Origin of the sequence: Nonomuraea sp. NPDC050786, from assembly GCF_040654115.1 — a bacterium.
Taxonomy (GTDB): Bacteria; Actinomycetota; Actinomycetes; order Streptosporangiales; family Streptosporangiaceae; genus Nonomuraea.
Map to the genome: position 1 here is coordinate 362,533 of NZ_JBFAHJ010000001.1, position 26,349 is coordinate 388,881.

The 26,349-nt window shown below is 70.8% G+C and carries 25 protein-coding genes; 12 read left to right on the forward strand and 13 right to left on the reverse strand.

The genetic code is table 11. The annotated features are described in order from the left end of the window. Positions 1 to 64: 64 nt before the first annotated feature. Positions 65 to 1,285 carry a riboflavin synthase gene (locus AB0H84_RS01945; RefSeq protein WP_357596686.1) on the forward strand — a complete coding sequence of 407 codons (1,221 nt, stop codon included), beginning with the start codon at positions 65 to 67 and terminating at the stop codon, positions 1,283 to 1,285. 26 nt (positions 1,286 to 1,311) lie between these two features. Beyond that, positions 1,312 to 2,076 carry a class I SAM-dependent methyltransferase gene (locus AB0H84_RS01950; protein ID WP_357596688.1) on the forward strand — a complete coding sequence of 255 codons (765 nt, stop codon included), beginning with the start codon at positions 1,312 to 1,314 and terminating at the stop codon, positions 2,074 to 2,076. A gap of 121 nt (positions 2,077 to 2,197) precedes the next feature. On the opposite strand, the gene AB0H84_RS01955 is transcribed toward AB0H84_RS01950, so the two are convergent. The 8 genes from AB0H84_RS01955 to AB0H84_RS01990 form a co-directional block, all read right to left on the reverse strand. After that, positions 2,198 to 3,922, reverse strand: a complete 1,725-nt coding sequence (locus tag AB0H84_RS01955; RefSeq protein ID WP_357596691.1) for a hypothetical protein — start codon at positions 3,920 to 3,922, stop codon at positions 2,198 to 2,200. Then, positions 3,919 to 4,824, reverse strand: a complete 906-nt coding sequence (locus AB0H84_RS01960) for a protein phosphatase 2C domain-containing protein (RefSeq protein ID WP_357596694.1) — start codon at positions 4,822 to 4,824, stop codon at positions 3,919 to 3,921. Before AB0H84_RS01960 ends, AB0H84_RS01955 begins: the two co-directional genes overlap by 4 nt. 23 nt (positions 4,825 to 4,847) lie before the next feature. Then, on the reverse strand, positions 4,848 to 5,525 hold the full coding sequence (locus AB0H84_RS01965; protein WP_357596697.1) for a VWA domain-containing protein: 678 nt from the start codon (positions 5,523 to 5,525) through the stop codon (positions 4,848 to 4,850). 445 nt (positions 5,526 to 5,970) lie between these two features. Further along, complete coding sequence (locus tag AB0H84_RS01970) at positions 5,971 to 7,050, reverse strand: hypothetical protein (protein WP_357596700.1); 1,080 nt, start codon at positions 7,048 to 7,050, stop codon at positions 5,971 to 5,973. 222 nt (positions 7,051 to 7,272) lie between these two features. Beyond that, the gene (locus AB0H84_RS01975; protein WP_357596703.1) at positions 7,273 to 9,063 is read right to left on the reverse strand and encodes an FtsX-like permease family protein; all 1,791 of its coding nucleotides are present in this window, start codon (positions 9,061 to 9,063) and stop codon (positions 7,273 to 7,275) included. A 5-nt stretch (positions 9,064 to 9,068) separates the two neighbouring features. Further along, the gene (locus AB0H84_RS01980; RefSeq protein ID WP_357596706.1) at positions 9,069 to 9,809 is read right to left on the reverse strand and encodes an ABC transporter ATP-binding protein; all 741 of its coding nucleotides are present in this window, start codon (positions 9,807 to 9,809) and stop codon (positions 9,069 to 9,071) included. Beyond that, positions 9,806 to 10,339, reverse strand: a complete 534-nt coding sequence (locus AB0H84_RS01985; protein WP_357596709.1) for a PadR family transcriptional regulator — start codon at positions 10,337 to 10,339, stop codon at positions 9,806 to 9,808. The genes AB0H84_RS01980 and AB0H84_RS01985 overlap by 4 nt, the downstream gene beginning before the upstream one ends. A gap of 160 nt (positions 10,340 to 10,499) precedes the next feature. Then, a complete protein-coding gene (locus AB0H84_RS01990) occupies positions 10,500 to 10,628 on the reverse strand; it encodes a hypothetical protein (protein ID WP_357596712.1) in 129 nt (42 codons plus the stop codon). Between the two features lie 97 nt (positions 10,629 to 10,725). On the opposite strand from AB0H84_RS01990, the gene AB0H84_RS01995 reads away from it, so the two are divergent. Beyond that, positions 10,726 to 11,430, forward strand: a complete 705-nt coding sequence (locus AB0H84_RS01995) for a class I SAM-dependent methyltransferase (RefSeq protein ID WP_357596715.1) — start codon at positions 10,726 to 10,728, stop codon at positions 11,428 to 11,430. 6 nt (positions 11,431 to 11,436) lie between these two features. Here AB0H84_RS01995 and AB0H84_RS02000 read toward each other — a convergent pair whose 3' ends face one another. Further along, on the reverse strand, positions 11,437 to 12,093 hold the full coding sequence (locus AB0H84_RS02000) for a maleylpyruvate isomerase N-terminal domain-containing protein (protein ID WP_357596718.1): 657 nt from the start codon (positions 12,091 to 12,093) through the stop codon (positions 11,437 to 11,439). 119 nt (positions 12,094 to 12,212) lie between these two features. On the opposite strand from AB0H84_RS02000, the gene AB0H84_RS02005 reads away from it, so the two are divergent. The 4 genes from AB0H84_RS02005 to AB0H84_RS02020 all read left to right on the forward strand — a co-directional run bounded on the left by AB0H84_RS02005 (position 12,213) and on the right by AB0H84_RS02020 (position 15,353). Next, positions 12,213 to 13,472 carry an alpha/beta fold hydrolase gene (locus tag AB0H84_RS02005; protein WP_357596721.1) on the forward strand — a complete coding sequence of 420 codons (1,260 nt, stop codon included), beginning with the start codon at positions 12,213 to 12,215 and terminating at the stop codon, positions 13,470 to 13,472. Positions 13,473 to 13,492: 20 nt separating this feature from the next. Then, positions 13,493 to 13,969 (forward strand): GNAT family N-acetyltransferase, encoded by a 477-nt coding sequence (locus tag AB0H84_RS02010; protein ID WP_357596724.1) that lies wholly within the window; start codon positions 13,493 to 13,495, stop codon positions 13,967 to 13,969. Positions 13,970 to 14,076: 107 nt separating this feature from the next. Then, a complete protein-coding gene (locus AB0H84_RS02015; protein WP_357596727.1) occupies positions 14,077 to 14,682 on the forward strand; it encodes a serine hydrolase domain-containing protein in 606 nt (201 codons plus the stop codon). Then, positions 14,682 to 15,353 (forward strand): serine hydrolase, encoded by a 672-nt coding sequence (locus AB0H84_RS02020; protein ID WP_357596730.1) that lies wholly within the window; start codon positions 14,682 to 14,684, stop codon positions 15,351 to 15,353. Before AB0H84_RS02015 ends, AB0H84_RS02020 begins: the two co-directional genes overlap by 1 nt. A gap of 22 nt (positions 15,354 to 15,375) precedes the next feature. On the opposite strand, the gene AB0H84_RS02025 is transcribed toward AB0H84_RS02020, so the two are convergent. Continuing rightward, positions 15,376 to 16,581 carry an MFS transporter gene (locus AB0H84_RS02025; protein WP_357596733.1) on the reverse strand — a complete coding sequence of 402 codons (1,206 nt, stop codon included), beginning with the start codon at positions 16,579 to 16,581 and terminating at the stop codon, positions 15,376 to 15,378. A 264-nt stretch (positions 16,582 to 16,845) separates the two neighbouring features. On the opposite strand from AB0H84_RS02025, the gene AB0H84_RS02030 reads away from it, so the two are divergent. Together AB0H84_RS02030 and AB0H84_RS02035 are read left to right on the forward strand one after the other, a co-directional pair. Further along, positions 16,846 to 17,508 carry a hypothetical protein gene (locus AB0H84_RS02030; protein WP_357596736.1) on the forward strand — a complete coding sequence of 221 codons (663 nt, stop codon included), beginning with the start codon at positions 16,846 to 16,848 and terminating at the stop codon, positions 17,506 to 17,508. A gap of 22 nt (positions 17,509 to 17,530) precedes the next feature. After that, entirely contained in the window at positions 17,531 to 18,019 is a 489-nt protein-coding gene (locus AB0H84_RS02035) for a hemerythrin domain-containing protein (protein ID WP_357596739.1), read from the forward strand. A gap of 55 nt (positions 18,020 to 18,074) precedes the next feature. Here the strand turns inward: AB0H84_RS02035 and AB0H84_RS02040 are convergent, their stop codons facing one another. Next, entirely contained in the window at positions 18,075 to 18,734 is a 660-nt protein-coding gene (locus tag AB0H84_RS02040) for a 1,4-alpha-glucan branching protein (protein WP_357596742.1), read from the reverse strand. A 109-nt stretch (positions 18,735 to 18,843) separates the two neighbouring features. Here AB0H84_RS02040 and pip point away from each other — a divergent pair, with 109 nt between their 5' ends. Next, positions 18,844 to 19,806: a prolyl aminopeptidase gene (gene pip / locus AB0H84_RS02045; RefSeq protein ID WP_357596745.1), complete on the forward strand. Its 963-nt coding sequence runs from the start codon at positions 18,844 to 18,846 to the stop codon at positions 19,804 to 19,806. Positions 19,807 to 19,847: 41 nt separating this feature from the next. Here pip and AB0H84_RS02050 read toward each other — a convergent pair whose 3' ends face one another. Together AB0H84_RS02050 and AB0H84_RS02055 are read right to left on the reverse strand one after the other, a co-directional pair. Beyond that, a complete protein-coding gene (locus AB0H84_RS02050) occupies positions 19,848 to 22,643 on the reverse strand; it encodes a tetratricopeptide repeat protein (RefSeq protein ID WP_357596748.1) in 2,796 nt (931 codons plus the stop codon). 145 nt (positions 22,644 to 22,788) lie between these two features. Then, positions 22,789 to 23,484, reverse strand: a complete 696-nt coding sequence (locus AB0H84_RS02055; protein WP_357596751.1) for a class I SAM-dependent methyltransferase — start codon at positions 23,482 to 23,484, stop codon at positions 22,789 to 22,791. Positions 23,485 to 23,764: 280 nt separating this feature from the next. Between AB0H84_RS02055 and AB0H84_RS02060 the strand changes: the two genes are divergently transcribed. Both AB0H84_RS02060 and AB0H84_RS02065 read left to right on the forward strand, forming a co-directional pair. Then, positions 23,765 to 24,967 carry a helix-turn-helix domain-containing protein gene (locus tag AB0H84_RS02060; RefSeq protein WP_357596753.1) on the forward strand — a complete coding sequence of 401 codons (1,203 nt, stop codon included), beginning with the start codon at positions 23,765 to 23,767 and terminating at the stop codon, positions 24,965 to 24,967. Positions 24,968 to 25,117: 150 nt separating this feature from the next. Further along, complete coding sequence (locus tag AB0H84_RS02065; protein ID WP_357596756.1) at positions 25,118 to 26,305, forward strand: MFS transporter; 1,188 nt, start codon at positions 25,118 to 25,120, stop codon at positions 26,303 to 26,305. The last annotated feature ends 44 nt before the right edge of the window (positions 26,306 to 26,349 follow it).

The window sequence follows — 26,349 nt, forward strand, 5'->3', positions numbered from 1 at the left end:
TTCCGGGCCCCTGGTTCTTCGTGCGGTGAGGGCTCGTCCTCCCGCTGTCGAGAGGTGGTGTCGCATGTTCACCGGGAACATCCAGGAAATCGGCACGGTCGTGGCCGTCGACGAGGCTCGCATCGCGGTCAGCGCTCCCAAGGCCGCCGCGGGCGCGCCGGGTTCGGTCTGCGTGAACGGCGTGAGCCTGACCGTCCTCCAGGCCGCGCACGGAACGGAGGTGCTGGAGGCCGGGCTTTCGGCCGACACCCGGCGCAGATCGACCTTTGACCAGGTCCGGCCGGGCACACGGGTCAACGTGGAGACCCCTCTGGCTCTGGGTGACCCGCTCGCCGGCCATCTGGTCCAGGGCAACGTGGACGCCGTGGGCAGGATCGTACGGATCGATGACGAGGGAGCCGCGCGGCGCTTGTGGATCAAACCACCCGAGCGCTTCCTCCCCCTGATCGTCGCGAAGGGCCGGATCGCGGTCGACGGCGTGAGCCTGACCGTCGCCGAGGTGGCCCGCGACCGGTTCTCGGTGGCGCTGATCCCGCTGACCCTCCAGGCCACCACGCTGTCGGAGCTGTCCGCCGGCGATCGGGTCAACCTGGAACCCGACCTGGTCGTCCGCCTGGTACGGCGCCGGCTGCCCGACCTGGCGCAGGCGGTGACCGACGTGGTAGCGGCGCTTCCGTGGGCCGGACGGCTGTCCGGCGGGCGGGGCGTGCAGAAGGCGCTCGCGCAGCTCGCCGCCGGAGGAGCCGTGGTGATCTGGGATCCCGACCGGGAGGGCGAAGGCGACGTGGTGTTCGCGGGAGCGCGGCTGCGCCCGCAGGCGTTCACCTTCCTGCTCACCCAGGTATGCGGCCATCCGACCGTGCCGTGCGCTCCTGAGGTGCTGGAGCGCCTGGAGATCGACCCCATCCCCGGCCCCGGCGACCGGCACGGCACCCGTCCGCACGTCCCGGTGGATCTGGCCACCGGGACCGGCACCGGGGTGTCGGCCGCCGAACGCGCCGCGACCGTGCGCCGTCTGGCCCACCCGGACGCCGGGCCGGCCGACTTCCTGCGGCCGGGACACGTGTTCCCGCTCGCCGCCCGCCCCGGAGGGCTGTCCGAACGCGCCGGTCACACCGAGGCCACCGTCGCCATGTGCGTGGCGGCCGGACTGCCTCCCGTCGGCGTGTGCTGCGAGGTCATGAACCCCGACGGGACCATGGCCCAGGCCGCCGACCTGGAGATCGCCGCCCTGCGCTGGGGCCTGCCCCTGCTGGACGTGGCCGACCTCAGGAAGCACCTGTGACCTCCATGACGGACAGGAGCGCCCGAATGACGGCGAACGCGAATCCGTACCAGACGATCGGGCTCGGCTACTCCCACCACCGCCGCCCCGACCCCCGGATCGCCGCCCTGATCGACCAGGCCCTGGGATCCGCCCGAACGGTGATCAACGTGGGCGCCGGAACCGGCTCCTATGAACCGCGCGGCCGGGAGGTCACCGCCGTGGAGCCGTCCACGGTGATGATCGAGCAGCGTGCACCCGGCTCCGCGCCGGTCGTCCAGGGGTATGCCGAGTCCCTCCCCTTCCCCGATCAGTCGTTCGATGCCGCGATGGCGATCCTCACCGTCCATCATTGGAGCGACGCGGCCGCGGGCCTCGCCGAGCTGCGCCGGGTGTCCGCCCGGCAGGTCGTCCTCACCTGGGACCCGGCCGTCTCCGCGCGGTTCTGGCTGGTCGCGGAGTACCTCCCGGAGATCGCCGTAGCCGACGCCCGGCTCGCCGCGCTCGACGCGGTCCGGACTCATCTCGAGCGTGACGGCGCGCCGGTGGCCGTCGTCCCGGTGCCGGTGCCCGCCGACTGCACCGACGGATTCCTGGGCGCGTACTGGCGGCGCCCGCACCGCTACCTCGATCCGCAGGTCCGCGCCGCCATCTCCGCCCTGGCGATCCTCGACCAGGAGCAGGTCGAGCGCGCGGTGCGGCGCCTCGACGCGGACCTTGCCACCGGGCGCTGGCATGAACGCCACCGGGCTCTCCTCGACGCCGACGCCCTCGACCTCGGTTACCGCCTCGTCATGGCCGCCGCCCATTGAGGGAAGCCATGGAGGACCAGACGCGACAGCAGCAGGCGAGCCCCGAGGCGCAGAGGTCACTGGTCGCGGCAGGCCGCCAGACGCTAAAAGGCGCGAACAGCCGGAGAGCCGCCGTTGAGCCTCACTCTCCGTCGTGATAGACCTTGGGCCCGACCGCGTGGAACGCCGCCTTGGAGGCGTCTTTGAGCCACGGCTTCGCGCTGGAGGCCGTGGCGCGATTGGTGTAGATGGCCACGGTATGGACCAGATATCGGTGGGTGTACCCGGTCCACCCGTACGTCTGCGCGTTGGTCCAGCTGCCCGAGTCACAGAGGCCGGCTCCCGGGCCCTTCCTGGGGCACACGATGCCCCAGGCCTCCGCATAGAGGTCGTCGAGCTTCGCGTACGCGGTGTCGGCCCGGTCCGCGCTGTTCAGCGGGACGACCCACACGGAGACCATGATGCGCCTGCCCGCGGGCGCGCCCGGGTTGACGTACGCACCCGTGACCATCTTGCCGCAGCGCGCTCTGCTGAGGGCGGAGCGGACGCTGCCTTCGTGGTACGAGCCCGGACACTTCTCCAGCCCGCCGGCCCTGAGGGTGTAGCGCACGCCCTTGGCGGTCGTGAAGGAGTTCGGGAGCAGCGCCTGCGCCATGATCGGAGTCGGGTCGGTGCCCTTCGTGTCGAGGTCGGAAGGGTCGAACGGATCCTCGGACGGCTCCTCGGACCGCGTCTCAGAGGGCTCCGGTTCAGGGGAGGTGGAGGAGGGCTCGGCCGCGGCGTACGGGGTGCTGGAGGACGGCGTGCTGGAGGACGACGCGTTCGAGCCGCCCTCGTCCGAGCTCTCGGCCGCGGTGATCCCGGCCACCACGGCGAGCATCAGGCCGATCACTCCCGCGGCGACACCGAGGCCGATCTTCGCCGACCGGGCGGGGCTGGGGACGGGTCGTGCTGCGAATGAGGGGGTGGGGCCCGGCCCCGGGGGGCCGGGCGGAGGCGGCGGCACGACGGTGGGCGTGGTGGAGGCGGAGAGCGCGGCCGGCCTCAACTGCGCGGCCCACTGCGCGGGAAGGGGCCGCTGGTCCGGGGGCTGATGGAGCGCCGCCGCCGCGAGGTCGGCCAGTGCGGGGCTGACGGCGGCCAGCCGGCCGGGATCCGTGGAGGACTGGTCGCGGGCGAAGACGCGGACGGCCAGCAGCGCGAACTTGTAGGCGTCGCTCTGCGGCGTGCCCTTCGGCTCGCCGTCGGGGATCTGCCAGTCGGGCGTCTCCACCTGGGGCAGGGCCTCCACCCCGCCCAGCCGCATCGCGTCGCAGTCGATGAGGAAGCACTCCGGCGAACCCTCCGTGGCGAACAGCAGGTTCTTGGGCGACAGGTCCCCCACGACGATGTCCATCGAGTGCAGTCGGGTGAGCGTGTCGGCCAGGTCGGCCAGGAGCAGCAGGCGGTCGCGCTCGCTGACCCGCAGGCCGATCCGGCCGACGTACGCGTCGTCGTTGAGCAGGAACTCCACCGTCGCCAGTTTCCGCTCGGCGCCCGACAGGGTCCGCAGGTCGAAGGAGAACCTGTGAGGCACGGACCGCATCAGGAAACCGGTGACGGCCTCACCCGCCTCCACGAGCCCGGCGGGCCAGGCCGTCTTGTCGCACAACCACGCCGCGTCCCACCCCGGGAGCCGGCCGATCAGGTCCGTCATCGCGGTGAGGGCGGCGACGTCGAGATGGCGTAGGGCGTCGGGTTCGTACTCCTTGTAGACGACGTCCCACTGACCGTTGATCTTGCGGTCGAGCACCTCGTGGACCGCCCCCTGGCCGCCTTGGCCGAGGCGCCGTCCGAGCGTGAGAGCGGCGCGGTCCGTACGGCTCATCGGGCGCCGCTCCGCGGCCAGAGGGCCAGCAAGGTGCGGTCGTCGTCGAACGTCTCCCGGGAGAAGTCGAGCAGGTGGGCCAGCCACAGAGGCGCCGGCGGCGTGGCCAGGTGCTCGGCGAACAGCGCGCCGACCTGGCCGTCCCCGTCGCCGAGCGGATCGCCGAACCCGTCGGTCCCCACCAGCAGGACCTGGCCGGGCACCAGCCTCCCGAACCACTGCTCCAGCTTCCGCGGCACCCTGGGCAGCGCGCTGACCGCGGTGGCGACCACGTCCCCCTCGGTCTTCGTGCCGAACAGCGGATGGTACCGGGGCCGGGCCAGGTCGAGCACCCAGGCGCCCGAGTCACCGACCCGGAACAGGGAGATCTCGATGCCGTCCGGGCCGCGGCGAGCCGTGCCCGCGACGAGGGTGGTGGCGAAGAGCTCCTCCACCTGTGCCAGGTCCGGCTCGCGCTGGAGCATCGCCGCCGCCTGCCGGTGCAGGGTCTCGACCGCGTACCGGACGACCGCGGGGAAATCGTGCCCTGGCCGGCCCTCGTCGAGCTGCGCGTGAATGGCACAGACCGCTGCCCAGCAGACCTCGGCCGCTCCGACACCCGCCGCGGTGGCGCTGGACACCCCGTCGGCCACGGCGAACACCACGGTGCCCGTTCCCTCGTGGACCACGGCGCAGGTGGCGTCCTGCCGGGGCTGGCGGTAGTAGCGGTGCCGCTCTCCCCGTACGGAAGCCGATCGGAGCGTCACCTCCGCGGTGGACCAGCCGTCACATTCGGAATCGGGGCACGTGCCGCCCAGCAGACGCGGGGGTGTCGGCTCGAACTCCGGACCGGGAATGTCGATCACGACACGTTGCCAGGGCTGGATCTGGTCGGCTTGCCGCCGTACGTGCTGCACGTACACGACCTCCTGAGCTCGCGCCGGCGTCAGATCTCGTCGATCGCCAGCCGGAACTGGTCCGGACGGTTGATGACGAGTGTCGGGTTGCCGTCGGCCATGGCGCGGCCCGACGCGACCAGGCTGGCCGTCAGCGCGTGGAAGAACTCGGCGATCGCCCTGCCGATGTCGGCGCTGGGCACCGCGACGAAGGCGAACTCCCGGCGGGTCGCCACCTGCAGCATCGTGTCGGCCCGCGCCGACCCGATGCCGCAGGCGATGATGTTGGGCGCGAACGGCGCGGCGTTCCGGTCGACGAGCATCCGGTGCGGGCCGTGCCAGTGCTGCCCGTCCGTGGGCTGGCCGTCGCTCAGGAAGAAGACCACCGGGCGGTGCACCTTGTAGCCGTCGTTCTTGAGCATCCGCACGTCATAGGGAATGCGCTGCAGCAGGTCGGCGAAGGCGGCGCCGTAGTTCGTCGCGCCGCGGACCGCGAGCTGCGGCAGCCTGTCGACCATGCGCATGTCGCTCAGCCCCTGCCGCAGCTGCACGTCCTCGGAGAACCCCAGGATCGCGAGCCGCACCTTCGCCGCGATCATCGGCTCCGCGCGTAACCCGTTGCACAGCGCCGCCAGTCCCCCGGACAGATCCTGGTAGTACGGGCCCATCGACGCCGACTCGTCCGCCACCACGTAGGCGGGCAGCAGCACTCCCCTGGTCTCGACCATCGCGCACCCACCGCCCCTTCGGCTTCGGCTCAGTATCAGAGCGACACTAACGTCCCTGTATAGAAGATCAAAGACATGGAAACCAGGATGTGTCGGTTATAGAGGATGCGTTGATGTTGTGTAAGTGAGGCGTTCTGGCTCCTCGCGCGGGTCGGCGAGATCGTGTCCGGAGCGGACCAGCCAGATCACCTTCTATCCGGCGCTGCTGTGGTGAGAGGTCCTGTCTTTGCTGGTGAGGGCGTCCGTTGCGCCTCCGCGTTCGAGCGTGGACTTGCCCGCCTGGTAGCGCACGAAGTCGACCACCTCGCGGGGACGCTGTACAGGGCCAGAATGCGCCCCGGAGTAGATCCGATCCCGGTCAGGGAGTACCGCGGTTCCGGGGCGGCCTGGAGCTATGAGGCCTGATCGCTGCGTAGTTCCTCAGCGGTGAGGCACAGAACTCGGATTATGCACACTCGGCGACGGCCACGCCGTGCGGAACCGGCTCTGCAGTGACCGCGTTGGGCAGGAGCAGCGCCCCGAGCGCCAGCCCGATCAGCCCAGCGACGACCGGCGCGCCTGTCCACAGCTCGGGCACAACGGTGGGCAGGCCGCCCCCGATGGCTGAGGCGACCCCGATGTACAGCGACCAGGTGGCCAAGGCCGACAGCCCGGCGAAGGTCCAGTAGGCGGCGCGCCGCTCACCCGACGGCCGCAGCCGGCGGATCAGCAGGTCGCTCACGAACCCAGCGGCCACGAACGACAAAAGGATCGGCAGGTTACGGAAGGCCGTCTGGGCACCCGGCATGAGCGCCATGATCGTGTACATGACGGTCACCGAGCCGAACGGCAACAGCCAGCGGCGCACCAGGAACAGCACCGGGCTGAGCATGACGACGTTGCTGACGACCATCGTGACGGCCACCCGATCGGCGCCTACAGCGACAGGTCTGGGGCCGGCTCCCCGTGGCACGGCGCCCGAGTCCTGTGCCAAGGAGAACGCCTGGACGATTGCCTGGGGCCGGTACTGCAAGGCGTCGCCGTACGACAGGAACAGCGACACCAGCGTGGTGGCGAACGCGAGCCCGACCAGCGCGGGCAGCAGGCGGCCGAGCGAAGGCCGGGCGCCGACATCGGGGGCGTTCCACGCCGAGCGCAGCGGTGTCGTGATGATGAGCATCATCGTCACGACGAGGCCGAGGTGTGACGGGCTGAAGAAGATGTCGATGGTCGTCTCGATGCCGAGGATGGTGTGCCACATCATGTCGGCGAGCCCGAAGGCGGCGAACGCGGGAATCGCCACCAGCCCGGCGAGATAGCCGGTGGGGACGGCCGCCAGCCCCTGCCGGCCGGCGCGTACGTTGCGCCACACCTGCCAGACGATCCAGCCGGAGACCACGGCGAAGCCGGAATAGAACACCGCGTGCCAGGGAGTGAAGAACGTCTCCAGCTCCGTCAGGTTGCTGTGCGCCCAGGCGTCGATCATCAGTCCGGCCCCGAACCAGATGCCGAGCAGCGCCGTCACCAGGTCTGTCCTGGGGGACACCCATCCGCGGGGCTCCCCCGTGTCCGCCGTGAAGCGCCGAGTGCCGGCGGCGTCAGATGCCACTTCGGGGTCCCTTTCCGTTGATCAAAACGATTCGTCCAGACGCCGGTGGGCCGGGCGGTCGTCGGCGAGCGCTGGTGAGGCGGATGCGGTCTCTGCGGGGTTGTGCGGGCCTCGGTCCGCTGAGCGCCGCTGCTGCCGATGCCTGCTGAGCGGGGCCGGTCACGCTGCTTCGGCGCTGAGGGCCTGCGCCACGGGTCGGCGGGCCGCCAGGCGTGCGGGTAGGGCGGTGAGTACCGCCGTCGTCAGGAGGGTGGCGAGTGCGGCGCCGAGCAGCCAGGAGGAGGGGGGTTCCGTCGAGTTCCTGGCGGCGAAGAGCGAGAGCAGGCCGGTGCCCAGAGGGATGCCGATGATGGCGCCGGGCAGCGCGGGCAGGAGCTGGGCGGTGGACAGGCCTGCGGTGATCTGTCCGGGGGTGGCGCCGAGCGTGCGGGCGATGGCCATGTTCGGCCGGGCCTCTATGGCGGTGGTCCAGGTGAAGGTGATGGTGTTCACGACGGCGAGGGCGATCAGCAGGATGGTGACGGCGAGCATCAGCTGACGGTCGTGCTCGCCCTGCAGGTTGGGCAGGGTGGAGGAGCCATCCAGGCCGTAGCCCCTCTCCGGCTGGGCGTAGAGGGTCAGCAGGGCGACGATCGCGATCACTGTGGTGGCGGTGGAGCACGCCTGCAGCACAGCGCGGCCCGGCCGGCGGGCGGTGAGCCGCAGCCCGAGCAGGAGCGGCGTGGGCAGCAGCGCGGACAGCGCGGTGAGCCAGGGTCGGTGACGTGGCTGGTGCGCGGTGGCGGTCAGCGCCGTGACGGTCGCCGTCCGCATGGCCCGCAGCGTGGGACGCAGCGTGGACAGCACCGCCACCGCCACGGCGAGGAGGGTCGCCGTGGCAACGGTGGCGCCGGTCGGTCCGGCCGCGTCGCCGATCCGGCTGGCGGTGGGGCTGGCGATGGCGGGTACGGTCAGGCGGGCGATCACCAGCCCCAGCGCGTCGCCGACCAGCGCCAGCGCCAGGTATTCGGTGAGCAGGACGGTGGCGATCAGACCGGGGGTGGCGCCGACGGCCTTGAGCAGCCCGGCCCGGCGCGTCTGCTCGACGGCGCGCCCCGCGGCCAGCGCCGCCACTCCGGTGATGGCCAGGAAGCCGAGCAGCCAGCTGCCGACGACCAGGATCGGCTGGGTGTTCCTGACGATCACCATGTCCTGCTCGGCAATGAACTGCCAGGTATGGAAGTTCACCGGGACGGTGGGGACGCTGTTGGCGTCCAGGAACGCCTGCGCCGTGGCGGGGTCACGCAACTTGACGTCCAGGGCCAGGGTCACCGGGAGGTGGTGGGACGACGCCAGGGCCCGGGCATCTGATCGGGTCATCCAGGCGAGGCCACTGTAGTCGCTGGGACCGCCGCCCGGCCCGATCTGCGCCGCCCAGGGGTAGATGGAGGTGGCCGCGGTCACGGCGATCCCGACGACGGGGTACGACCGGCCGGCGATGGTGACGCGGTCGCCGACGGTGACGCCCAGCGCTGTGGCGAAGCCGCGTTCGAGGACCGTGCCGCCGGAGCGTACCCAGCGCCCCGAGGTCACCAGCGGCCGGTTGACCGTGCCGGGCGTCTCGGCGAAGCCTTGCACCACCACGGGGGACGAGGTGGAATCGCGCGTGGTGAGGGTGGCGTAGACGATGCGATAGGGGCCGTGGTGGGCGGTGACTTCGGGCTCGTTCGCCAGCGAGGTCAGGGCCGAGGTCACGGCTGGGTCCGTGTCGCCGGACAGTGCCACCACGTCCGGCCCGGCGGTGGCCGCGCGGGTCTGCTCGTACAGCGCGTCACTCACGCCGCGCAGGGACAGGCCCAGTGCCATCGTGGCGGTGGCCACGGTCACCGCGAGCAGGAGCATCACGGCCTGGGCCTTGTGCCGGCGGACGTCGGCCAGGACGAGGCGGACGACGAGCACGATGGAGCCCATGACGTTCAGCCCTCCAGCCCGATCAGCCCGCCGAGCCCGCGCGTGGGGGAGCCGTCCAGCCGGGTGTCGTCGACGAACATCCCGTCGCGCATCGAGACCAGCCGGTCCGCGGTGGCCGCCACCCGCTCGTCGTGCGTCACGATCACGAAGGTCTGCCCCGCCGAACGCAGCTCCTGGAAGATCCTCAGCACGTCGAGAGTGGCGGCGGTGTCGAGATTGCCGGTCGGCTCGTCGGCCAGGAGCACCAGCGGGTCGTTGACCAGCGCGCGGGCGACGGCGACCCGCTGACGCTGCCCGCCGGACAGTTGCGAGGGCAAGTGCCGGGCACGGTCGGTGAGCCCGACCCGTTCCAGCAGCAGGCTCGCGCGCCGTCTGGCCTGGCGGCGCGAACTCCCGGCCAGCAGCGCGGGCAGCTCCACGTTCTCAGCCGCCGACAACTCCTCCACCAGATGGAAGGCCTGGAAGATGAACCCCACCAACCGGCGCCGCATGCGCGCCAAGGCCCGCTCGCTCAAGGTGTCGATGCGCCGCCCGGCCACCCACACCTCCCCACCGGTGGGCCGCTCCAGGCCACCCAGCAAGTGCAGCAGAGTGGACTTCCCGCAGCCGCTGGGTCCCATCACCGCCAGCATCTGCCCCTGCGGCACCTCCAAATCGACCTCGTCCACCGCGCGGACCCGGCTGTGCCCCTGACCATGCGTCTTCACCAGGGCGCAGGCCCGGACCGCGGCATTTGACTCGTTCACGCATCCTCAACTTCGTCATCGACCCTGGACCAGGCCCGCTCACAGGCATCCAGCCAGCGCAGATCCGCCTGCAACCGCAGCACGACCCCTTCCAGCAGCAGGCCGGCGGCCGATCCCACCGGCTCGGCCAGCGCCGCCTGCTGCGCCTCACGCAAGCGGCGCAGCAACTCCCGGCGCTGCGCCGCCACCAGCTCCACCGGGTCGGCCAGCCGGGCCGCGGCGGCCACGGCGAGCTTGAGATGAAACTCCGCCAGGTCCGGTTTCGGCCAGCCCACCTCGGCCAGCCAGGCGGCCACCCGCTGCTGCCCGGCCGGTGTCAGCGCATAGACCTTGCGCTCCGGCCGCTCGGGCAGGCCGTCCGCCCGCTCACAGACCACGAGCCCCGCTCGCTCCAACCGGGCCAACGTCACATAGATCTGACCACGGTTCATCGACTCGCCCAGCGGGCCGAGACTGCGCCGCAGCCGAGCGTGCAAGTGGTACCCGTGCGACGGCTCCTTGGCGAGCATCGCCAGCACTGCGTCCTGCACTCCACCCCCCTAACGGTTAGCCAATAGATAGCGGTTACCCGTGGGAGGTGTCAAAACGCTACATCTGGCGATCTCCTGGCCTGGCCCGCCATCAACTGAGGGATGGAGGAAGGGCAGAGGCAAGGGGGCGGGCCGGCGGACCTGTCCCGGCGAGGACGGTTCACTGCGCCGCCGCGCCGCCGACGAGTCCGTCGAGCGCGGCCAGCGCGAACACGGCGGCGACCGCCAGCGCGATGACGTACACACCTACGATGAGCAGGGCAGGGATGGATAACCGGTGACGGAGCACGCGGCACTTCCTGGGGGCGGACGAGGTCGGACGCCTTACCGTAGCGAGCCGTTGCGACGAAGTCGATCAAGAAATCCGGGGGCTACCATGGCCGCCCATGGCCCACTTCATCTCCGTCCCGTTCTATGACCTGCTCGCCGAGAACAGTCACGTGGCGACCATGCGCGAGAAGTTGCCGCCGGTCCTCGCAGGGGTCCACAGGAGCGTCCTGGAGATCGGCGCGGGCAGCGGCCTGATCACCGTTTCCTTGGCCGAATGGACCTCGGCCGAGCTCTTCGCCCTGGAGCCGTCCGCCGGTATGCGCGGGATGCTGCTCTCCCGGCTGAGCGAGCGGCCGGAGCTGCTCGAGCGGGTCACCGTGCTCCCCTATGACGCGCTCAGCCTGGATCTGGACGAGCCGGTCGAGGCCATGGTCATGATCAACGTGATGTACGCCCTGGAGCCCGACTACCGCAAGCGGCTCTGGCCGGTGCTGGCGGAGCACCTGGAACCGGGCGGTCTCCTGGTCTTCACCTGGCGCGACGGCGGCCTCCCCGCACCGCGTCCGCTGAAGGAACTGGACTCCCGCCAGGTGGGCCGGCACACCTACACGGTCTCGTCCGAGATTTTCGAGTCGGACGAGGAGTCCTTCAGAGGTCGCTACCTCTACCGGATCACCCAGGGCGACAAGGTGATCAGCGAAGAAGAGCTCGTGGGCCACGGCTACCGACCGACTTGGCAGACGCTCCAAGGCGAACTCGTGGGTGCCGGATTCGTCCAGGCCGACGCGCCGGAGGGGCTGCTCACCTGGCGGCTCGCCTGAGGACGCTCACCCGAGGACGAAGGGGAGCCTCCCGGCCAGCTCGCCCAGCTCGGCCCGCTCCGCGTCGGTCGGGACCCGACGTCCGGTGCCGACCAGCAGCGCGTCCTTGTCGGAGAACGACGCGGGGAACGCCGCCCTGGCGATCTCCTCCAGCATCTGGCGGCAACGGGCCAGGCACTCGGCGGGCGGCTCCGCCGCGTCCGGGAGGTGCGCGATCAGGTCGAGGTGGTGCAGCGTCCATTCCATGACGTACACGGAAAGGTAGTCGCCCACGGTGATCACCTCGTCCCGGGTGCCGACCCGGAGCTTCGGGTCGGCGAGTTCGGCGGCACGACCGGCGGCCGAGCCGACGTCGTCGAGGTGGAACTTGAGCAGCCGGGGCTCCTCGTACGCGGCCGCCAGCCGCACGGTCAGCGCGTCGAGCGGGTCGTCCCCGGTCGGCGGCGTCCGGGAGACCTCCCAGTACGTCACCGCGTCGCGCGTCGGCTCGGTTTCCGCGGGCGTGACGAGGGTGATCAGGACGTCCTGAGCGTCGATGATCAGGTGGCACACCAGATCCCGCACGAGCCAGCCGGCGCAGCCGGACGGCCGTGCGAAGTCCTGGTCCGGGAGTTCGGCGACGGCAGAGCGCAGCGCCGTCCAGGAGCGTGAGAAGAGGTCCACCGCCGCAAGCTAACAGCGCCCGGAGCGCCGCGGCGACCGATTTAGCCCCTTTCACCATCGTGGGATCCCAACGATCTCATGATGTGCTACCGTTCGCATAAATTGAGAAAGGATCGCCGATGAGAACAGACCCCGCCATGGTCGCCGCGGCGGTCGTTGAGATGGCGCGCGACGGGCGTTTCGCGGAGATCGAGGAGCGGTTCGCCCCGCCACTGCGCGCGGTGGTTTCCGCGCAGACGTTGCAGGCCGAGTGGGAGCGCCAGACCTCCGGCATCGGGGGGATCTCCGCGATCGGGACGCCGGCCGGCGAGCCGGTCAGAGCAGGGCTGGTCCGGGTGAGCGTGCCGGTGACGGGCGAGGGCGGCGGGCTGACGGTGGTCATGTCGGTCGACGAGACGGGCCTGCTGCAGGGCCTGCGGCTCGCGCCCGCGCTCGCCCCGCAGTGGACGCCTCCGCCGTACGCCCGCCGCGAGAGGTTCGGCGAGCACGAGGTCACCGTGGGCTCCGGCGCACTGGCCGTGCCCGGGACGATGAGCCTGCCGCGCGGCGACGGCCCGTGGCCCGGCGTGGTGCTGCTCAGCGGCGGCGGACCGTTCGACCGCGACGGCACCGCCGGCCCGAACAAGCCGCTCAAGGACCTGGCCTGGGGGCTGGCCGGCCGTGGCGTGGCGGTGCTCCGCTTCGACAAGGTGACGTACGCCCACAGCGAGGTCTCGGCCGAGCCCGGTTTCACGATGAGCGACGAGTACGTCCCGCACGCCGTCGCCGCCGTCCGCCTGCTCCAGCGCCACCCGGCCGTCGATGCCGCGCGCGTGTACGTCGCAGGCCACAGCATGGGCGGCAAGGTCGCCCCACGGGTCGCCGCCGCCGAGCCGTCCGTGGCCGGCCTGGTGATCCTGGCCGGCGACACCCAGCCCATGCACCAGGCCGCCGTACGCGTCGCTCGCCACCTCGCCTCGCTGGACCCCGGCGCGCAGGCCGCGGTTGAGACGATCACGCGTCAGGCCGCGCTCGTCGACAGCCCCGCCCTGTCGTCCGACACGCCGGCCGCGGAGCTGCCGTTCGGGTATTCGGGCGCTTACTGGCTGGACCTGCGCGGTTATCACCCCGTGGCGACGGCGGCGGCGCTGGACAGGCCGATGCTCATCCTTCAGGGCGGCCGCGACTATCAGGTGACCGTCGCCGACGACCTCGCGGGCTGGCAGGCGGGCCTCGCCCACCGGCCGGACGTCACCATCCGCGTCCACGACGCCGACGACCACCTGTTCTTCCCCGGCTCGGGCCCGTCCACGCCCGCGGACTACGCCTCTCCGCAGCACGTCGATCCCGCCGTGGTCGCCGACATCGCCGACTGGCTGGCAGTCCGCCAGGGGGCGTGACCGGCTCATATGGTTCTTACATGACCATAAGCCTCCGCCTCGCACCTATCACCCGCGCCAATATCGACATGGCCATTGCGGTGAAAGTCCGCCCCGACCAGGAGCACTTCGTCTCACCGGTGGTGAAGTCGCTGGCCGAGGCGTACGTCTACCCGAACGTAGCCTGGCCCCGGCTCATCCTCGACGGCGACCGCGCCGTGGGCTTCCTCATGGCCTTCCTCGACATCGACTGGAACGGCAAGGGGGTCGACTTCCGGTCCGGCCTGTGGCGTCTCAACGTGACACCCGACGCGCAGGGGCGCGGAGTCGGCCGCTTCGCCGTCGAATCGGTGGCGGCCGAGGTGAGACGTCGCGGCGGCACGCAGATGTACGTCTCCTGGGAGCCGGGAGAGGGCGGCCCCGAAGGCTTCTACCGGAAGCTCGGGTTCCGGCTCACCGGCGAGCAGAGCGGAGGCCAGACGGTCGGGGTGCTGGATCTGGCCCGCGACCAGGGCTGATCCGGACCGGCGGAGTTCCCGGGAAGATCCAGCTTGCGTACTTCGTTCCCCATGTGAGTACACTGTGCGCATAACGCGAACGACGCACGCGAACGGAAGTGGGAACCATGTCGAAGATCACCAGTTGGGACATGAAGGGCACCTGGGACGGCAGCGGTGCTTGGGAGACCCAGGGACGCCGGGAAGAGGGCCGGCGCGCCGGGCTGTCCGAGGCGGGCCTGCGGCGGATGCGTGACGTGCTGAACGGCCATGTCGCCTCCGGCGCGGTCCCCGGCCTGGTCGCGCTGGTCAGCCGGGGAGACGACACGCGCGTCGAGGCGATGGGCACCATGCACGCGGGTGGCGCCGAGCCCATGCGGCGGGACACGATCTTCCGGATGGCGTCGCTGACCAAGCCGGTCACGGCCGCCGGAGTGATGATCCTCGTCGAGGAGTGCCGGCTGCGGCTGGACGAGCCGGTCGACGAGTGGCTGCCCGAGCTGGCCGGCCGCCAGGTGCTCGCCCGGATCGACGCCCCGCTGGACGAGACGGTGCCCGCGGCCCGCCCCATCACCGTACGCGACCTGCTGACCTTCACCTTCGGGTTCGGTGTCGTGCTGGCGGCGCCGGACACGTACCCATCCAGACCGCGATCCGCGAGCTCGGCCTGGACACCACCTCACCGGACTTCGGTCCGGAGGAGTGGATCCGGCGGCTCGGGACGCTGCCGCTGATGCGTCAGCCGGGCGAGCTGTGGCAGTACCACGTCGGGTCCGACGTGCTCGGCGTGCTCGTCGCCAGAGTGACCGGGCAGTCGCTGGAGGAGTTCCTGCGCGAGCGGCTGTTCGCCCCGCTCGGCATGAAGGACACCGGCTTCCACGTACCCGCCGACCGGATCCACCGGCTGCCGACCAGCTACGCGCACGACCCCGAGACCGGCGAACCGGTCGTCTGGGACGAGGCCACCGGCGGGAAGTACAGCCGTCCGCCGGTGTTCCAGGCAGGCGGCGACGGGCTGGTCTCGACCGTGGACGACTACCACGCGTTCTACCGGATGCTGCTCAACAAGGGGGCGCTGGGCGGCGAGCGCGTCCTGTCGCGGGCCTCGGTCGAGCTCATGACGATGGACCACCTGACGCCGGCGCAGAAGGTCGAGAAGGACGCGTTCGGCGACCACTTCGGCCGGCACGGCGGGTTCGGCTTCGGCATGGCGGTCCGCACCCACCGCCGCGACCTGGCCTCGCCGGGCCAGTTCGGCTGGGACGGCGGCCTGGGCACCACCGCGTACGCCGACCCGGCCGAGGACCTCGTCGGCATCCTGCTGACCCAGAGCGCGATGGACTCGACACACACACCGCGCCTGCACCGCGACTTCTGGACCACCGCCTACCAGGCGGCGAGTTGAGCGCGGCGCCTCAGGCGCCTGCTCACACGGAGTGGCCGGTCTGCCGTGCGAATGACCTGGCGGGGCGCGCGGCGACGACCATGACGACGACGGAGGTCAGGGCGATGCCCGCGCCGACATAGAGCGGCGCGGCATATCCGAGGCCCGCGGTGATGGCCAGACCGCCGAGCCAGGCGCCAAGGGCGTTGCCGATGTTGGACGCGGACACGTTGGCGCTGGCGGCCAGCGCCGCCCCGTGGGCGACGTCGGTGACGCGAGTGATCATGCCGGGCACGCTGGCGAACCCGAACACCCCCATCAGAAACACCAGTATCACCGACGCGGTGGCGCTACCGGCCAGCAGGCCGAACACGGCCAGGGTGATGGTCAGTCCGACCAGGGAGAGGACCAGGGCGCGGTCGCGGTCACGGTCGGCCGCTCGGCCGCCGATCAGGTTCCCGGCGACCAGGCCGACTCCGTACACCATCAGCAACCAGGCGACATCCGCCGAGGAGAAGCCGCTGACCTCGGTGAAGGTGTAAGCGATGTAGCTGAACGCGCCGAACATCCCGCCGTAGCTGAGCGCGGTGGCCGTCAGGGTCAGCCAGACCTGCCAGGACCGGAACGCGCGAAACTGCGCCCGCAGGCCGCTGGGCGGCATCGGATCGGAGCGGCCCGTCACTGCCGGCGGCCGCGTCTCTCCGGCCCGGCCGGGGACGAGAGCGACGATCCCCGCCAGCGCGAGCACGCCGATCCCGGTGACCGCCCAGAAAGCCGCTCTCCAGCCCCAGTGCTCACCGACCAGCGCGCCGAACGGCACGCCCAGCACGTTCGCGACCGTCAGCCCGGCGAACATGACCGCCACCGCGCGGGACTTCCTCTCCGGCGCGACCAGGCTGCGAGCGACCAGCGAGCCGATACCGAAGAACGAACCGTGACACAACGCCGCGACGATCCGCCCGAGCAGCATCACCGGGTAGCTCGGCGCGACGGCGGACAGCAAGTTGCCGATGACGAACAGCGCCACCAGGCCGACCAGCACGCTCTTGCGGGGCAGCCGCGCCGTCGCCGCGGTCAGCGCGATCGCGCCGACCGCGACACTTAACGCGTATCCGGAGATCAGCCAGCCCGCCGCCGCCTCGGACACCGCGAAACTCGACGCCACCTGCGGCAGCAGCCCGGCGATCAGGAACTCGGTGAGACCGATGCCGAAACCGCCGAGTGCCAGCGCGATGAGTCCACCCGGCATCCGTCGCTCTCCAATCGCGCACCCGACGAGGCCCGCCGCGGCGTGTGGACGCCCGGATCCCGAACCGCACGCGTGCGGCCCGAAGCCGGACACGCGCGGCGCCGAGGCCCCACTATGCCACCACGGGTTCGACTGAGTTCGCACGGGGCGACCGCCGCCACATGAGTGCCTGCTACCTGGGTAGACGGGCACCGAGTTCTCCCCCCGCGTCACCAGGGGGAGCGGCATGCGTCTGCGTAGCCTGATGGCGCCGATGGCGAGATCGTGCGCTGGTCTGCGGGCAGGCTCGACTTCGCCGCGCTGCAGCACCGCATGGTCGCCGGACATCGAGGGGCCGAGCAGTTGGCCCGGACGCAGCCGTGCCACTACGTCGTTTTCGACGTGTTGAGAGTGCGTGGCCGGGACATGATGGCCAGGCCGCTGATCGAACGCCGCAAGGTGCTGGAGAAGCTCTTCACGTCCGTCCCCGCGGCCGGCGTGCTCGCGCTGGGCATGCAGACGGCCGACGAAAGCGAAGCCCGCGCCTGGTACGGCTCGCTGCACCTGGCGGGCGTCGAAGGGCTGGTCATCAAGCCGGCCCGGTCACGGTACGAGCCGTCGGCGCAGGGCTGGCTCAAACTCAAGTACCGCAGCACGACGGAGGCGATCGTGGGCGGGCTGACCGGTGACCTGCGCCGGCCGGATCGGACCATCCCTGGCCGCCGCGATTGCCGCCGGCGTGGGCCGGCGGGGTCTACGGACGGCCGGACCCCATCAGCTACATCAAGGTCGAGCCGGGCGTGGTGGTGGAGGTCCTGGCCGATGTCGCCACCGAGCACGGTCGTTACCGGCACCCGGTCCGCCTCCTGCGCTCTCGCGCCGACCTGGCTTCGGCGCAGGTGGCCGTGCTGGACGACGTCGAGCCGTTACCCCGCGAATGGCCTCTGACCTGCTGGGTAGCTGCCGACTCATGGCTACCGACGTCATCGACCTGATCACCAAGGACCACCGGACCGTGGAGGGCCTCTTCCAGAGGCTCAAGAACAAGGAGGGCGACCAGCAGGCCGTCGTGGCCGAGTTGCACGCCCTCCTGATCGCGCACTCGCGGGCGGAGGAAGACCGGGTCTACCCGGATATCGACGCCCACCACAGCTTCGAGGAGCACAAAGAGATCGAGATCCTGCTCGACGCGCTCATGCGGGCCGAGCCGGGGACGAAACAGTTCGACCGCACGCTCGGCAAGCTGACCAAGTCGGTCGATCGCCACGTGCAGGAGGAGGAGAGCAAGGTCCTGCCCAAGCTGGCGAAGTCCGTCAGCAAGAAGCGGCTTGAGGACCTCGGCAGAGCGTTCAAGAAGCGCAGAGCGGAGGAACTGGAGGCGCTCAGCGCCCAGGCTCGAACGGGTAGCCGATCTCCTGCAGGTCGGCTCGGACGTCACGCAGGCCGATCTCCGGGTTGAGCGCTCTGACCACCAAGGCAGCGCGGCGGCCGCCCCGTCAAGGCGACCGTACCGGTCAAATCCGCGGGCTGGTGTGCAAGACGACGAACAGACCCTGCGCGCGGGTGCCATCCGGCAGCTGCCAGGAGCCGGCGACGTGGCCGATCGCTTCCGCCGGAAGGAGAGGCCCGCCGTCCTGGGCGGGACGAAGGACCCGCTGCAAGCGGATGGACGTGCCTTGCGACCCGAGCAGCTCGGTGCCCTCCTGGTCGTCGGCGGCGGTGAAGTCCGGCGAGGAGAGGCCGTCTCCGTCGTAGGAACGGATGACCTCCCGGTCGGGGGTGCCGCTGGTGTTCTGGTCCTGGGCCTGGGCCCGGCCCTGGACCAGGGCGAGCAACTGGGCGACCAGCACCGGGTCGTGGCAGCCGTCGTAGGCCCAGCGCTGCCCCAGCACGCCGTGCTCCATGGTGCCGACGAGAGCGTGCTCCGCCCCGTCGAGCGGGGCGCCGCGATAGGTGAGCGGCACCAGGTAGCTGGCCGGGTCAGCGCCGGAGGTGTCGGTGACCACCATGAACTCGATCCCGACCTCACCCTGCGGGTCGTCCAGCCGGAAGCCGCCGGCCTTGGCCAGCGCCGGGGCGCCCGCGCCGCCGACGTACCACGGCCGGGAGGGCAGCCAGGAGGTGAGCAGTTCCAGCTTGGTCGGCTTGAGGGTGGTGTGGTGGATGACGGCCATGCCGAGGATTCTCTTCCATTCAGCCAGTACGGCCTTCGCATCTTCCCATCTACCGGCAGAACGGTCCTTCAGCCGACAAGGAATACAACAGTGCTGTTATTTTAGTCGGATGCACCGCTTTCCTCCCATCGAGCCCTACGACCACGGATATCTCGACACCGGCGACGGCCACCTTGTCTACTGGGAAGTCTGCGGCAACCCCGGCGGCAAGCCCGCCCTGGTCGTCCACGGCGGCCCAGGCTCCGGCTGCACACCTGGTCAGCGCCGCTGGTTCGACCCCGGGCGCTACCGCATCATCCTGTTCGACCAGCGCAACTGCGGCCGCAGCCGACCACACGCGAGCGACCCGGACGCCGACCTGTCCACCAACACCACGCACCACCTCGTGGCCGACATGGAGCGCCTGCGCGAGCACCTCGGCGTCGACCGATGGCTGCTGTACGGCGGATCGTGGGGATCCACGCTCATGCTCGCCTACGCCGAGGCCTTCCCCGAACGGGTGTCAGAGATGGTCTTCACCGGCGTCACCATGACCCGTCGCTACGAGATCGACTGGCTGTACCGCGGCGTCGGCCGCTTCTTCCCCGAGCAGTGGCAGCGCTTCCGGGACGGCGTACCCGAGGCCGAACGCGACGGCGACCTGCTGGCCGCCTACGCCCGCCTCATGTCCGACCCGGACCCCGCCGTCCGCGCCCGGGCCGCCCGGGACTGGACCGCCTGGGAGGACGCCGTGATCTCCCTGGAGACCAACGGCAAGCCGAACGCCTACAGCGACCGTCCGCCGGACGCCCTGCTGGCCCTGACCCGCATCTGCAGCCACTACTTCTCCAACGGCGCCTGGCTGGAGGAGGGAGTCCTGCTGCGCGAGGCCCACCGGCTGGCCGGCATCCCCGGCGTGCTCATCCACGGCCGCTTCGACCTGGGCGCGCCGCTCCAGTACGCCTGGGAACTGGCACAAGCCTGGCCGGACGCCCGCCTCGTGGTCGTCGACGACTCCGGGCACACCGGCAGCACCACCATGAACACGGAGATCCTCACCGCACTGGACGGCTTCGCAGACCGGGCGGGCTGAACCTGGGCCACCCCGCCCGCGGCGTTTCCCCATTGTCGGCTTCATCGGGGCGGTGAAGGGTCCTGCGCGGGCGGGCGGTCCTCAGGGGCCGGGGTGGGCGAGGGACGCATCATCGACGGGTCGGCGTACGCGAGGTAACCGTACCGGGAGTAGTGCTCGGCCCGCCGTAGATCCTCTTCCCGCCTCTCGAGATCACGCAGCGCCTTGCGGGCGAGCGGCTCCTGCTCGGGGTGCCCGCCGGCGATCACCTCCCCGTACCAGCGGCGAGCCTCGTCCTTGTTGCCCTGCTGCTCCTCCAGCCACCCGAGACCATACTTGGCGGCGGGCTCGTAGTCCGGGTGGCCGGAGGCGATCGCCTCCCGATACCAGTGGCGGCCCTGCTCGAACTTCCCTTGGCGCACATCCAGCTCCGCGAGGTTGCACATCGCGGCAGGCGCCTCCTTCTGGTGACCGGACGTCATCGCCCTGCTGTACCACTGCCGCGCCTGCTCCGTGTTCCCCCAGTGGTGATCTTCCAGCCACGCGAGGGCGCGCATCGCGGCGGGCGCCTCGTTCGGATGACCGGAGGCGATCGCCTCCCGCCACCAGCGCCGGGCCTCCTCCATATTGCCCTGCTGCTCCTCCACCCACCCAAGATTGTGCTTGGCGATGGGCGCGTTGCCGGCGTGGCCGGAGGCTATCGCTCCGTGATACCAGCGCCTGGCCTCATCCATGTTCTCTTGCTGCTGTTCAAGCCACCCGAGGTTGCACATCGCGGCGGGCGCCTCGTTCGGATGACCGGAGGCGATCGTCTGCCGGTACAGGTCTCGGGCCTCGTCCAGATCACCCCGGTCCTTTGCCAGCCAGGCGAGCGTGCGCAACGCGATGGGCGCCGCATCCGGGTGACCAGAGGCGACGGCCTCCCGGTACCAGCGCCGGGCCTCGTCCAGATCGCCCTGCTCCTTCTCCAGACCAGCCAGGCTGTTCATCGCGGCGGGCGCCTCGTTCGGGTGACCGGAGGCGATCGCCTCCCGGTACCAGCGCCGGGCCTCCTCCACATGCCCTTGCTGCCTTTCCAGCAACCCCAGGTTGTGCATCGCGTACGGGGCGTGGTCGAGATGGCCGGAGGCGACCGCCTCGCCGTACCAGAGCCGGGCGGGGGCGATCTCGTTCTGCTCCTGCAGCAACCAGCCCAGATGGATCATGGACCAGGGCGCATGGTCGGGGTGGCCGGTGGCGATCGCCTCACCGAACCAGTGCCGGGCCTCGTCCAGATTGCCCTGCTGCTCCTCCATCAGCCCCAGGGCGCCTTTGGCACACGCTTCGTGGTCGGGATGACCGCTGGCGATCGCCTCGCCGTACCAGCGCCGGGCCTCCTCGAAATTGCCCTGGCGTTTCTCCATCAGGCCGAGTTCGTACATCGCCTCCGGCGAGTGGTCAGGATGGCCGAGGGCGATCGCCCTCCGCCACCAGCGGCGCGCCCCGTCGAAGTCTCCGGCGTCATGCAACTGAAGGGCGGTGCGCCCCCACACGCCCGCCTCGACGTCGGTGTCGGTGTGGTCCAACAGGGAGAACGCCGCCGCGTACGCCTGCCGCTGCAGGGCGGCATAGCCGATGTCCCGGCGCTGGTCCCCGTCGAAGAACTCGTCGGCGTAAAGCCATAAGGCGTCGTGTACGGGCCAGGAGGCCGTTTCGTCCAAGTCCTCGGCGAACACGGTCAGCAGCGAGTGAGGAGCGTAGAACCGGCCCGACCCGGAAGCCTTGAGCTCGATCAACCGCGGTCGGCTGCTGTCGGCGGCCATGGCCCATTTCAGGGCAGAGCGGTAGCCGGTGACGGGAACGGGAGCATCGGGCGGCAGCGCGGCGATCTCCCGCCGGTAGGTCTGGAAGAGATGGTCCAGGATGTCGCGGGTGAGCAGCCGCCGGCTGTCCAGGTGCAGCCGGTACCAATCGGTGACGGCGTGCAGCAGCGCGATGCGGTCGGTGGAGCGTTCCCCGTCAGCCGCCAGGGCACGGCGGATCTCCTCCCAGGCCACCATGAGGCGGCCCATCAGCACTTCATGCCCCTCGGCCAGCACCGGCCGCAGAGCCGCGTAGGCGTCGCAGGACTCGAGGGCTCGACGCTCGGTCGGCGTGATGGTCCGCAGTTCGACCCGCGCCGCGTTCTCGTCGAGGAATCTGGCCACCCGGCCGGAGAGCGGCTCTTCCCGGGGCCCGCCGTCGGCCAGGGTGGCCGCCACCCACAAGCCCGGCGTGAACTGCTCCAGCGGGATCGCCGCCAGCTCGCCGAGGCGCTGCGGGGTCAGGCCGTCCAGCCAGAGCACCACACCGCCGTGATCGGCGCGATGACGGCCCGCGTGCTCGATCATCGCGCTGATCGGCAGGCGAGGATCGTCCTGGTAGGCCACCACCCGATAGTGGCCGGGCAGGTGAGTGAGCACCGCGTGCGCGAGCGTGGCGGTGGCTCCCGCCAGCCGCGGCCCGTGGACGATCACGAGCCGCGGGCCGTCGTCGCCGGTGAACGCCGCCGCCAGCGCATCGTCGGCGGCACGCGGAATGTAGGGTGGCTGCCCGCTGACGGCGAACCGGTTGACATGCGCCCCCAGATCCTGCGGAGTGATCCCGCTCAGTTCTTTGGGGCGGCCACTGCCGTCAATGAGCTCCGGCCAGAGGACCGGCCGGAGTTCGGCGTCGGCGAGGTTCCGCCGGTCCAGCCACCGCTGCAGCACTATGGTGAGCACCGCCAGCACCAGCCCGAGGACCAGCCACAGCGGCTGGAAATCGGTGCCGTTGAGAACCTGGTTGGTCGCCACACCCAGGCTGATCGTCAGCACCGCTGCGGCGATGACGTACGCCACGTTGCGCGCGGTCTTCCCGGCTGGGCGCCGGCGAGGTGCGGCATTGCGATGAGGGGCCATGCTCGGTCCTCTCCAGAGCTGCAGGGTCCCGCAATGGCTCAATAGTGCACCGGGAATGCCGTGTCATGGAGTCCGCAGAGTGCGTTCAAGGGCGCTTCAGCTTCACCGCCAGGAAGGACGGCGCTTGGTGCAGCTTGTCGTAGGCGGCTTCGTCGATCTCCCGGAGGCCGGCCGTGGGACGCGGTTCGATCAGTTGCTCCAGCACGAACCCGGCGGCCAGCAGCTCGCCCAGGAAGGTCTCCAAGGGCATGCGCTGGTAGTGGATCGAGAGCTCGCCGTCCCCGAGGGGCAGCTCTCTCCAGTCGTGGCTGAAGTACGAGCCCCCGAAGTGACGCCAGTCGGCTGTCGGATGGGTGGTCGACATCAGGAACCATCCGCCTGGCCGCAGGACGCGGCGTAGTTCGCCGAGCAGTTGCACCCGGTTCCTGATGTGCTCGTACACGAGGGCGCAGACCACCCCGTCGAACGATGCGTCAGCGGCGAACCCGAGCGGCTCTTCGAGATCATGGAGAAGCAGTTCGGCGTGGCCGTTCACGCGTGCCCGCGCGTGGCGCAGCAGTGTGGCGCTGCCTTCGATCCCGACCACCTGGGCACCGCGGGCCGAGAGCTCGGCCGCGTAGTGGCCTGCCCCACAGCCGACATCCAGGATCCTGGCCCCGGAGACGTCGCCCGCGAGCTGAAGCATCGCGGGCCTGTCGGTGTAGGCGTTGTAGGGGCTCGTCTCCGCATGCCTGGCGAAGTGATCGCCGAGCGCGTCATGGTAAGCGGTCGCCTTGTCCATCGGAACATCATGGCGTGGCCGCAGGCCCGCGCGGCGCGGGCCTGCGGCCGGCATCAGTCGATCTTCGGGGCCCTCCGGCCATGCCGTCTCGGCGATGAACCGCAGCAGGTCCAGAGCGACCTCGTCGGGCTTCCGCCGTGGCAAACAATTGCCATATATCATCGGCGGCTCCGGTCCAGAATTGGCAAGGAATTGTCGTGGCCCAGGCAAGTGAGCTAGGCTCGGGCTCAATGCACCCCACCGGACGTCGTACGACGTCACCACGACCCGGGAGTTCGACATGCTCGAGCAGCCAGTCTTCGGCCGCCGACTCAGGCAGCTGAGGACCGAACGCGGCCTGACACTCGCCGCGCTCGCCGGCACGGGCATGTCCGCGGGATACCTGTCCCGGCTGGAGTCCGGTGCGCGTCAGCCCACCGAGCGGGCCATCGCGCATTTGGCCGCACAGCTGGGCATCAGCCCGGCCGAGCTCACCCGATCCACGGCGAGCTCCCTTGCCCAGAGCCTGACGCTGGCCACCGGCCTGGGCCAGGACGAAGCCGGCCAGACGCTCAGCGAAGCCCTGAAGGCTTCGGGGGGCGAGGATCCGCTGCTGCGCTGGCAGGCGCTCTGGCGGGTCGCCGAGTGGCGCCGGCAGCGGCAGGAGTACGCCGAGCAGCGGTCGTGCCTCGACGAGCTGGTCGCGCTCAGCGCGGAGATCGGCCTGCCCGAACTGCAGGCCAGGGTGCTGGCCGAGCTGGCCCGCTGCATGCGGGATACCGGTGAGATCAACGGCGCCGTCGACACCGCGACACACGCCTACGAGCTGGCGAAAAGCGAGGCGCTGCCCGCCCGCGTACAGACCCCGACGCTGCTCGCCCTGGTGTCGGCGCTGGGCGAGGCCGGGCGGATCCCCGACGCCGCCCGTTACACCGACGAGCTGCTCGCCGTGGCGGAGAAGGGCTCCGGATCGCAATGGGCGCAGGCCCTGTGGACCGCGGCCAACATCCGGACCCGTCAGGGCGATCTCGACGCCGCCGCAGAGCTGATGGACCAGGCCGTCCACGGCTTCGACGGTCGAGATGACCTGACGATGTGGATGCGCCTGCGCATCAGTTCGGCCCGGCTCGATCTCATGGCCGATCCCCCGCGAACGGAGACCGCGAAGCGGCGCGTCGAAGAGGTCCAAGGGGCCTTGCCGTTCGCGGGCGCGCCGGCCATCGAGCAGCAACTGCTGGCGGTGCGCGCCCGTATCGCCGTCATCACCGGCCGCGCCGACGAGGCGCGCGCGCTGCTGGACCGGCTGACCGGCTTCGACGACCTGCTGCCGTACCAGGAGCGGATCAGGCTCGACGTGCTGCGCAACCGCGTGCTGCTCCTGGAGGGCGAGCAGGATCCGGCGCTCGCCGGGCTGCGGAAGCTCGCCGAGCAGGCCCAGCAGAGCGGCAACATGGACCTGGCCGCGGAGATCTGGCGGCTCGTCGCCGAATCCCTGGCGAAGTAGGCGCGCTCAGTTCGCGGGCGCCGCGCCACATCAGGGCATCCACAGGAAGATCTTCGCGCGTCTTCGCGCGTTCGCCGTGTGCCCGGTGTAGTGCCCACGACATCATGCCGCATGTCGAATACGCAGGTCAGAGGCCATTTTCCGGCCGAAGTGGGACGCAACGGGCTGCTGGTCATCGCGGCACGGGCGCTGCGGACCTTCGGGTACGGATGCACCAGCGTGCTCCTGGCCGAGCTGCTCGCCGAGGACGGCGACGCCCCCTGGCAGACCGGCCTGCTGCTGGCCGTGGCCTCCGCCGGCTCGGTGTTCGCGAGCCTGCTGCTGGGCCTGTTCGCCGACGTGTGGGGACGGCGGCGAACGCTGATCGCGTGCGGCTGCCTGATGGCGGTGACCGGCGCCGTGTTCGCGCTCAGCGAGTCGTACCCCGTCCTGGTCGCCGCCGCCTTCATCGGGACGATCTCGCCCTCCACCAACGACAACACGCCGTTCTCCGGTGTGGAGCAGACGATCCTCGCCCAGACCTGCCCCAAGGCCCGCCATACGTCCGTCTTCACCTGCTACAACGTCGCCGCCATGGCATCCGGCGCACTGGGCGCGCTGGCCGCCGCCGCCCTCGGGCTCCAACCGTGGACATCGGCCCCCGACGCCGCCTTCGCCCTGTACGCGGTCCTGTCAGCCGGCACCGTGACGATGTTCTGGCACCTGACGCCGGAGATCGAGGCGCCCGAGATCGCACGACAGGACAAGGGCGGCTCCCGCGTACGGGTGCCGAGGCAGGTCCGCCTGCTGGCCGGGCTGTCCGCCCTGGACGCCCTGTCCGGCGGGCTGGCCGTCCAGGCGGTGCTGGCCTGGTGGTTCGCCCATCGCTACGGCGCCACCACCACGCAACTGGGCCTGGTGTTCTTCGCCGCCAACCTGCTACCGGCCCTGGCCCAGCTCACCGCGCCGCTGCTGGCCGCCCGGCGCGGCCTGCTGGCCACGATGCTCGTTCCGCACACGGTGGCCAATCTGCTGCTCGCCTGCATCCCGTTCGCCCCGGACCTCGCCACCGCCGTCACCCTGCTGCTGCTCCGCCAGACGGTCTCCAAGATCGACGTACCGGCGCGGCAGGCCTTCACGGCCGCGGTCGTTCCCTCCGCGCACCGCACGGCCGCCGCCAGCATGACCAGCCTGGCCCGCAGCATCGCCGTCTCCGCCGCTCCCATCGCCGCCACCACCCTGCTGACCGGCACTCTCGCCGCGCTGGGGGCTCCGCTGCTGCTCGGCGCGGCCCTGGGCCTGGGCTACGACCTCGCCCTCTGGCGCGCCTACCGGGGCGCGCCCTTGGCCGAAGGATGAGCGGCCGGCGGCCCCGCGAAACCGGCGCTTCTCTGCACCATCCG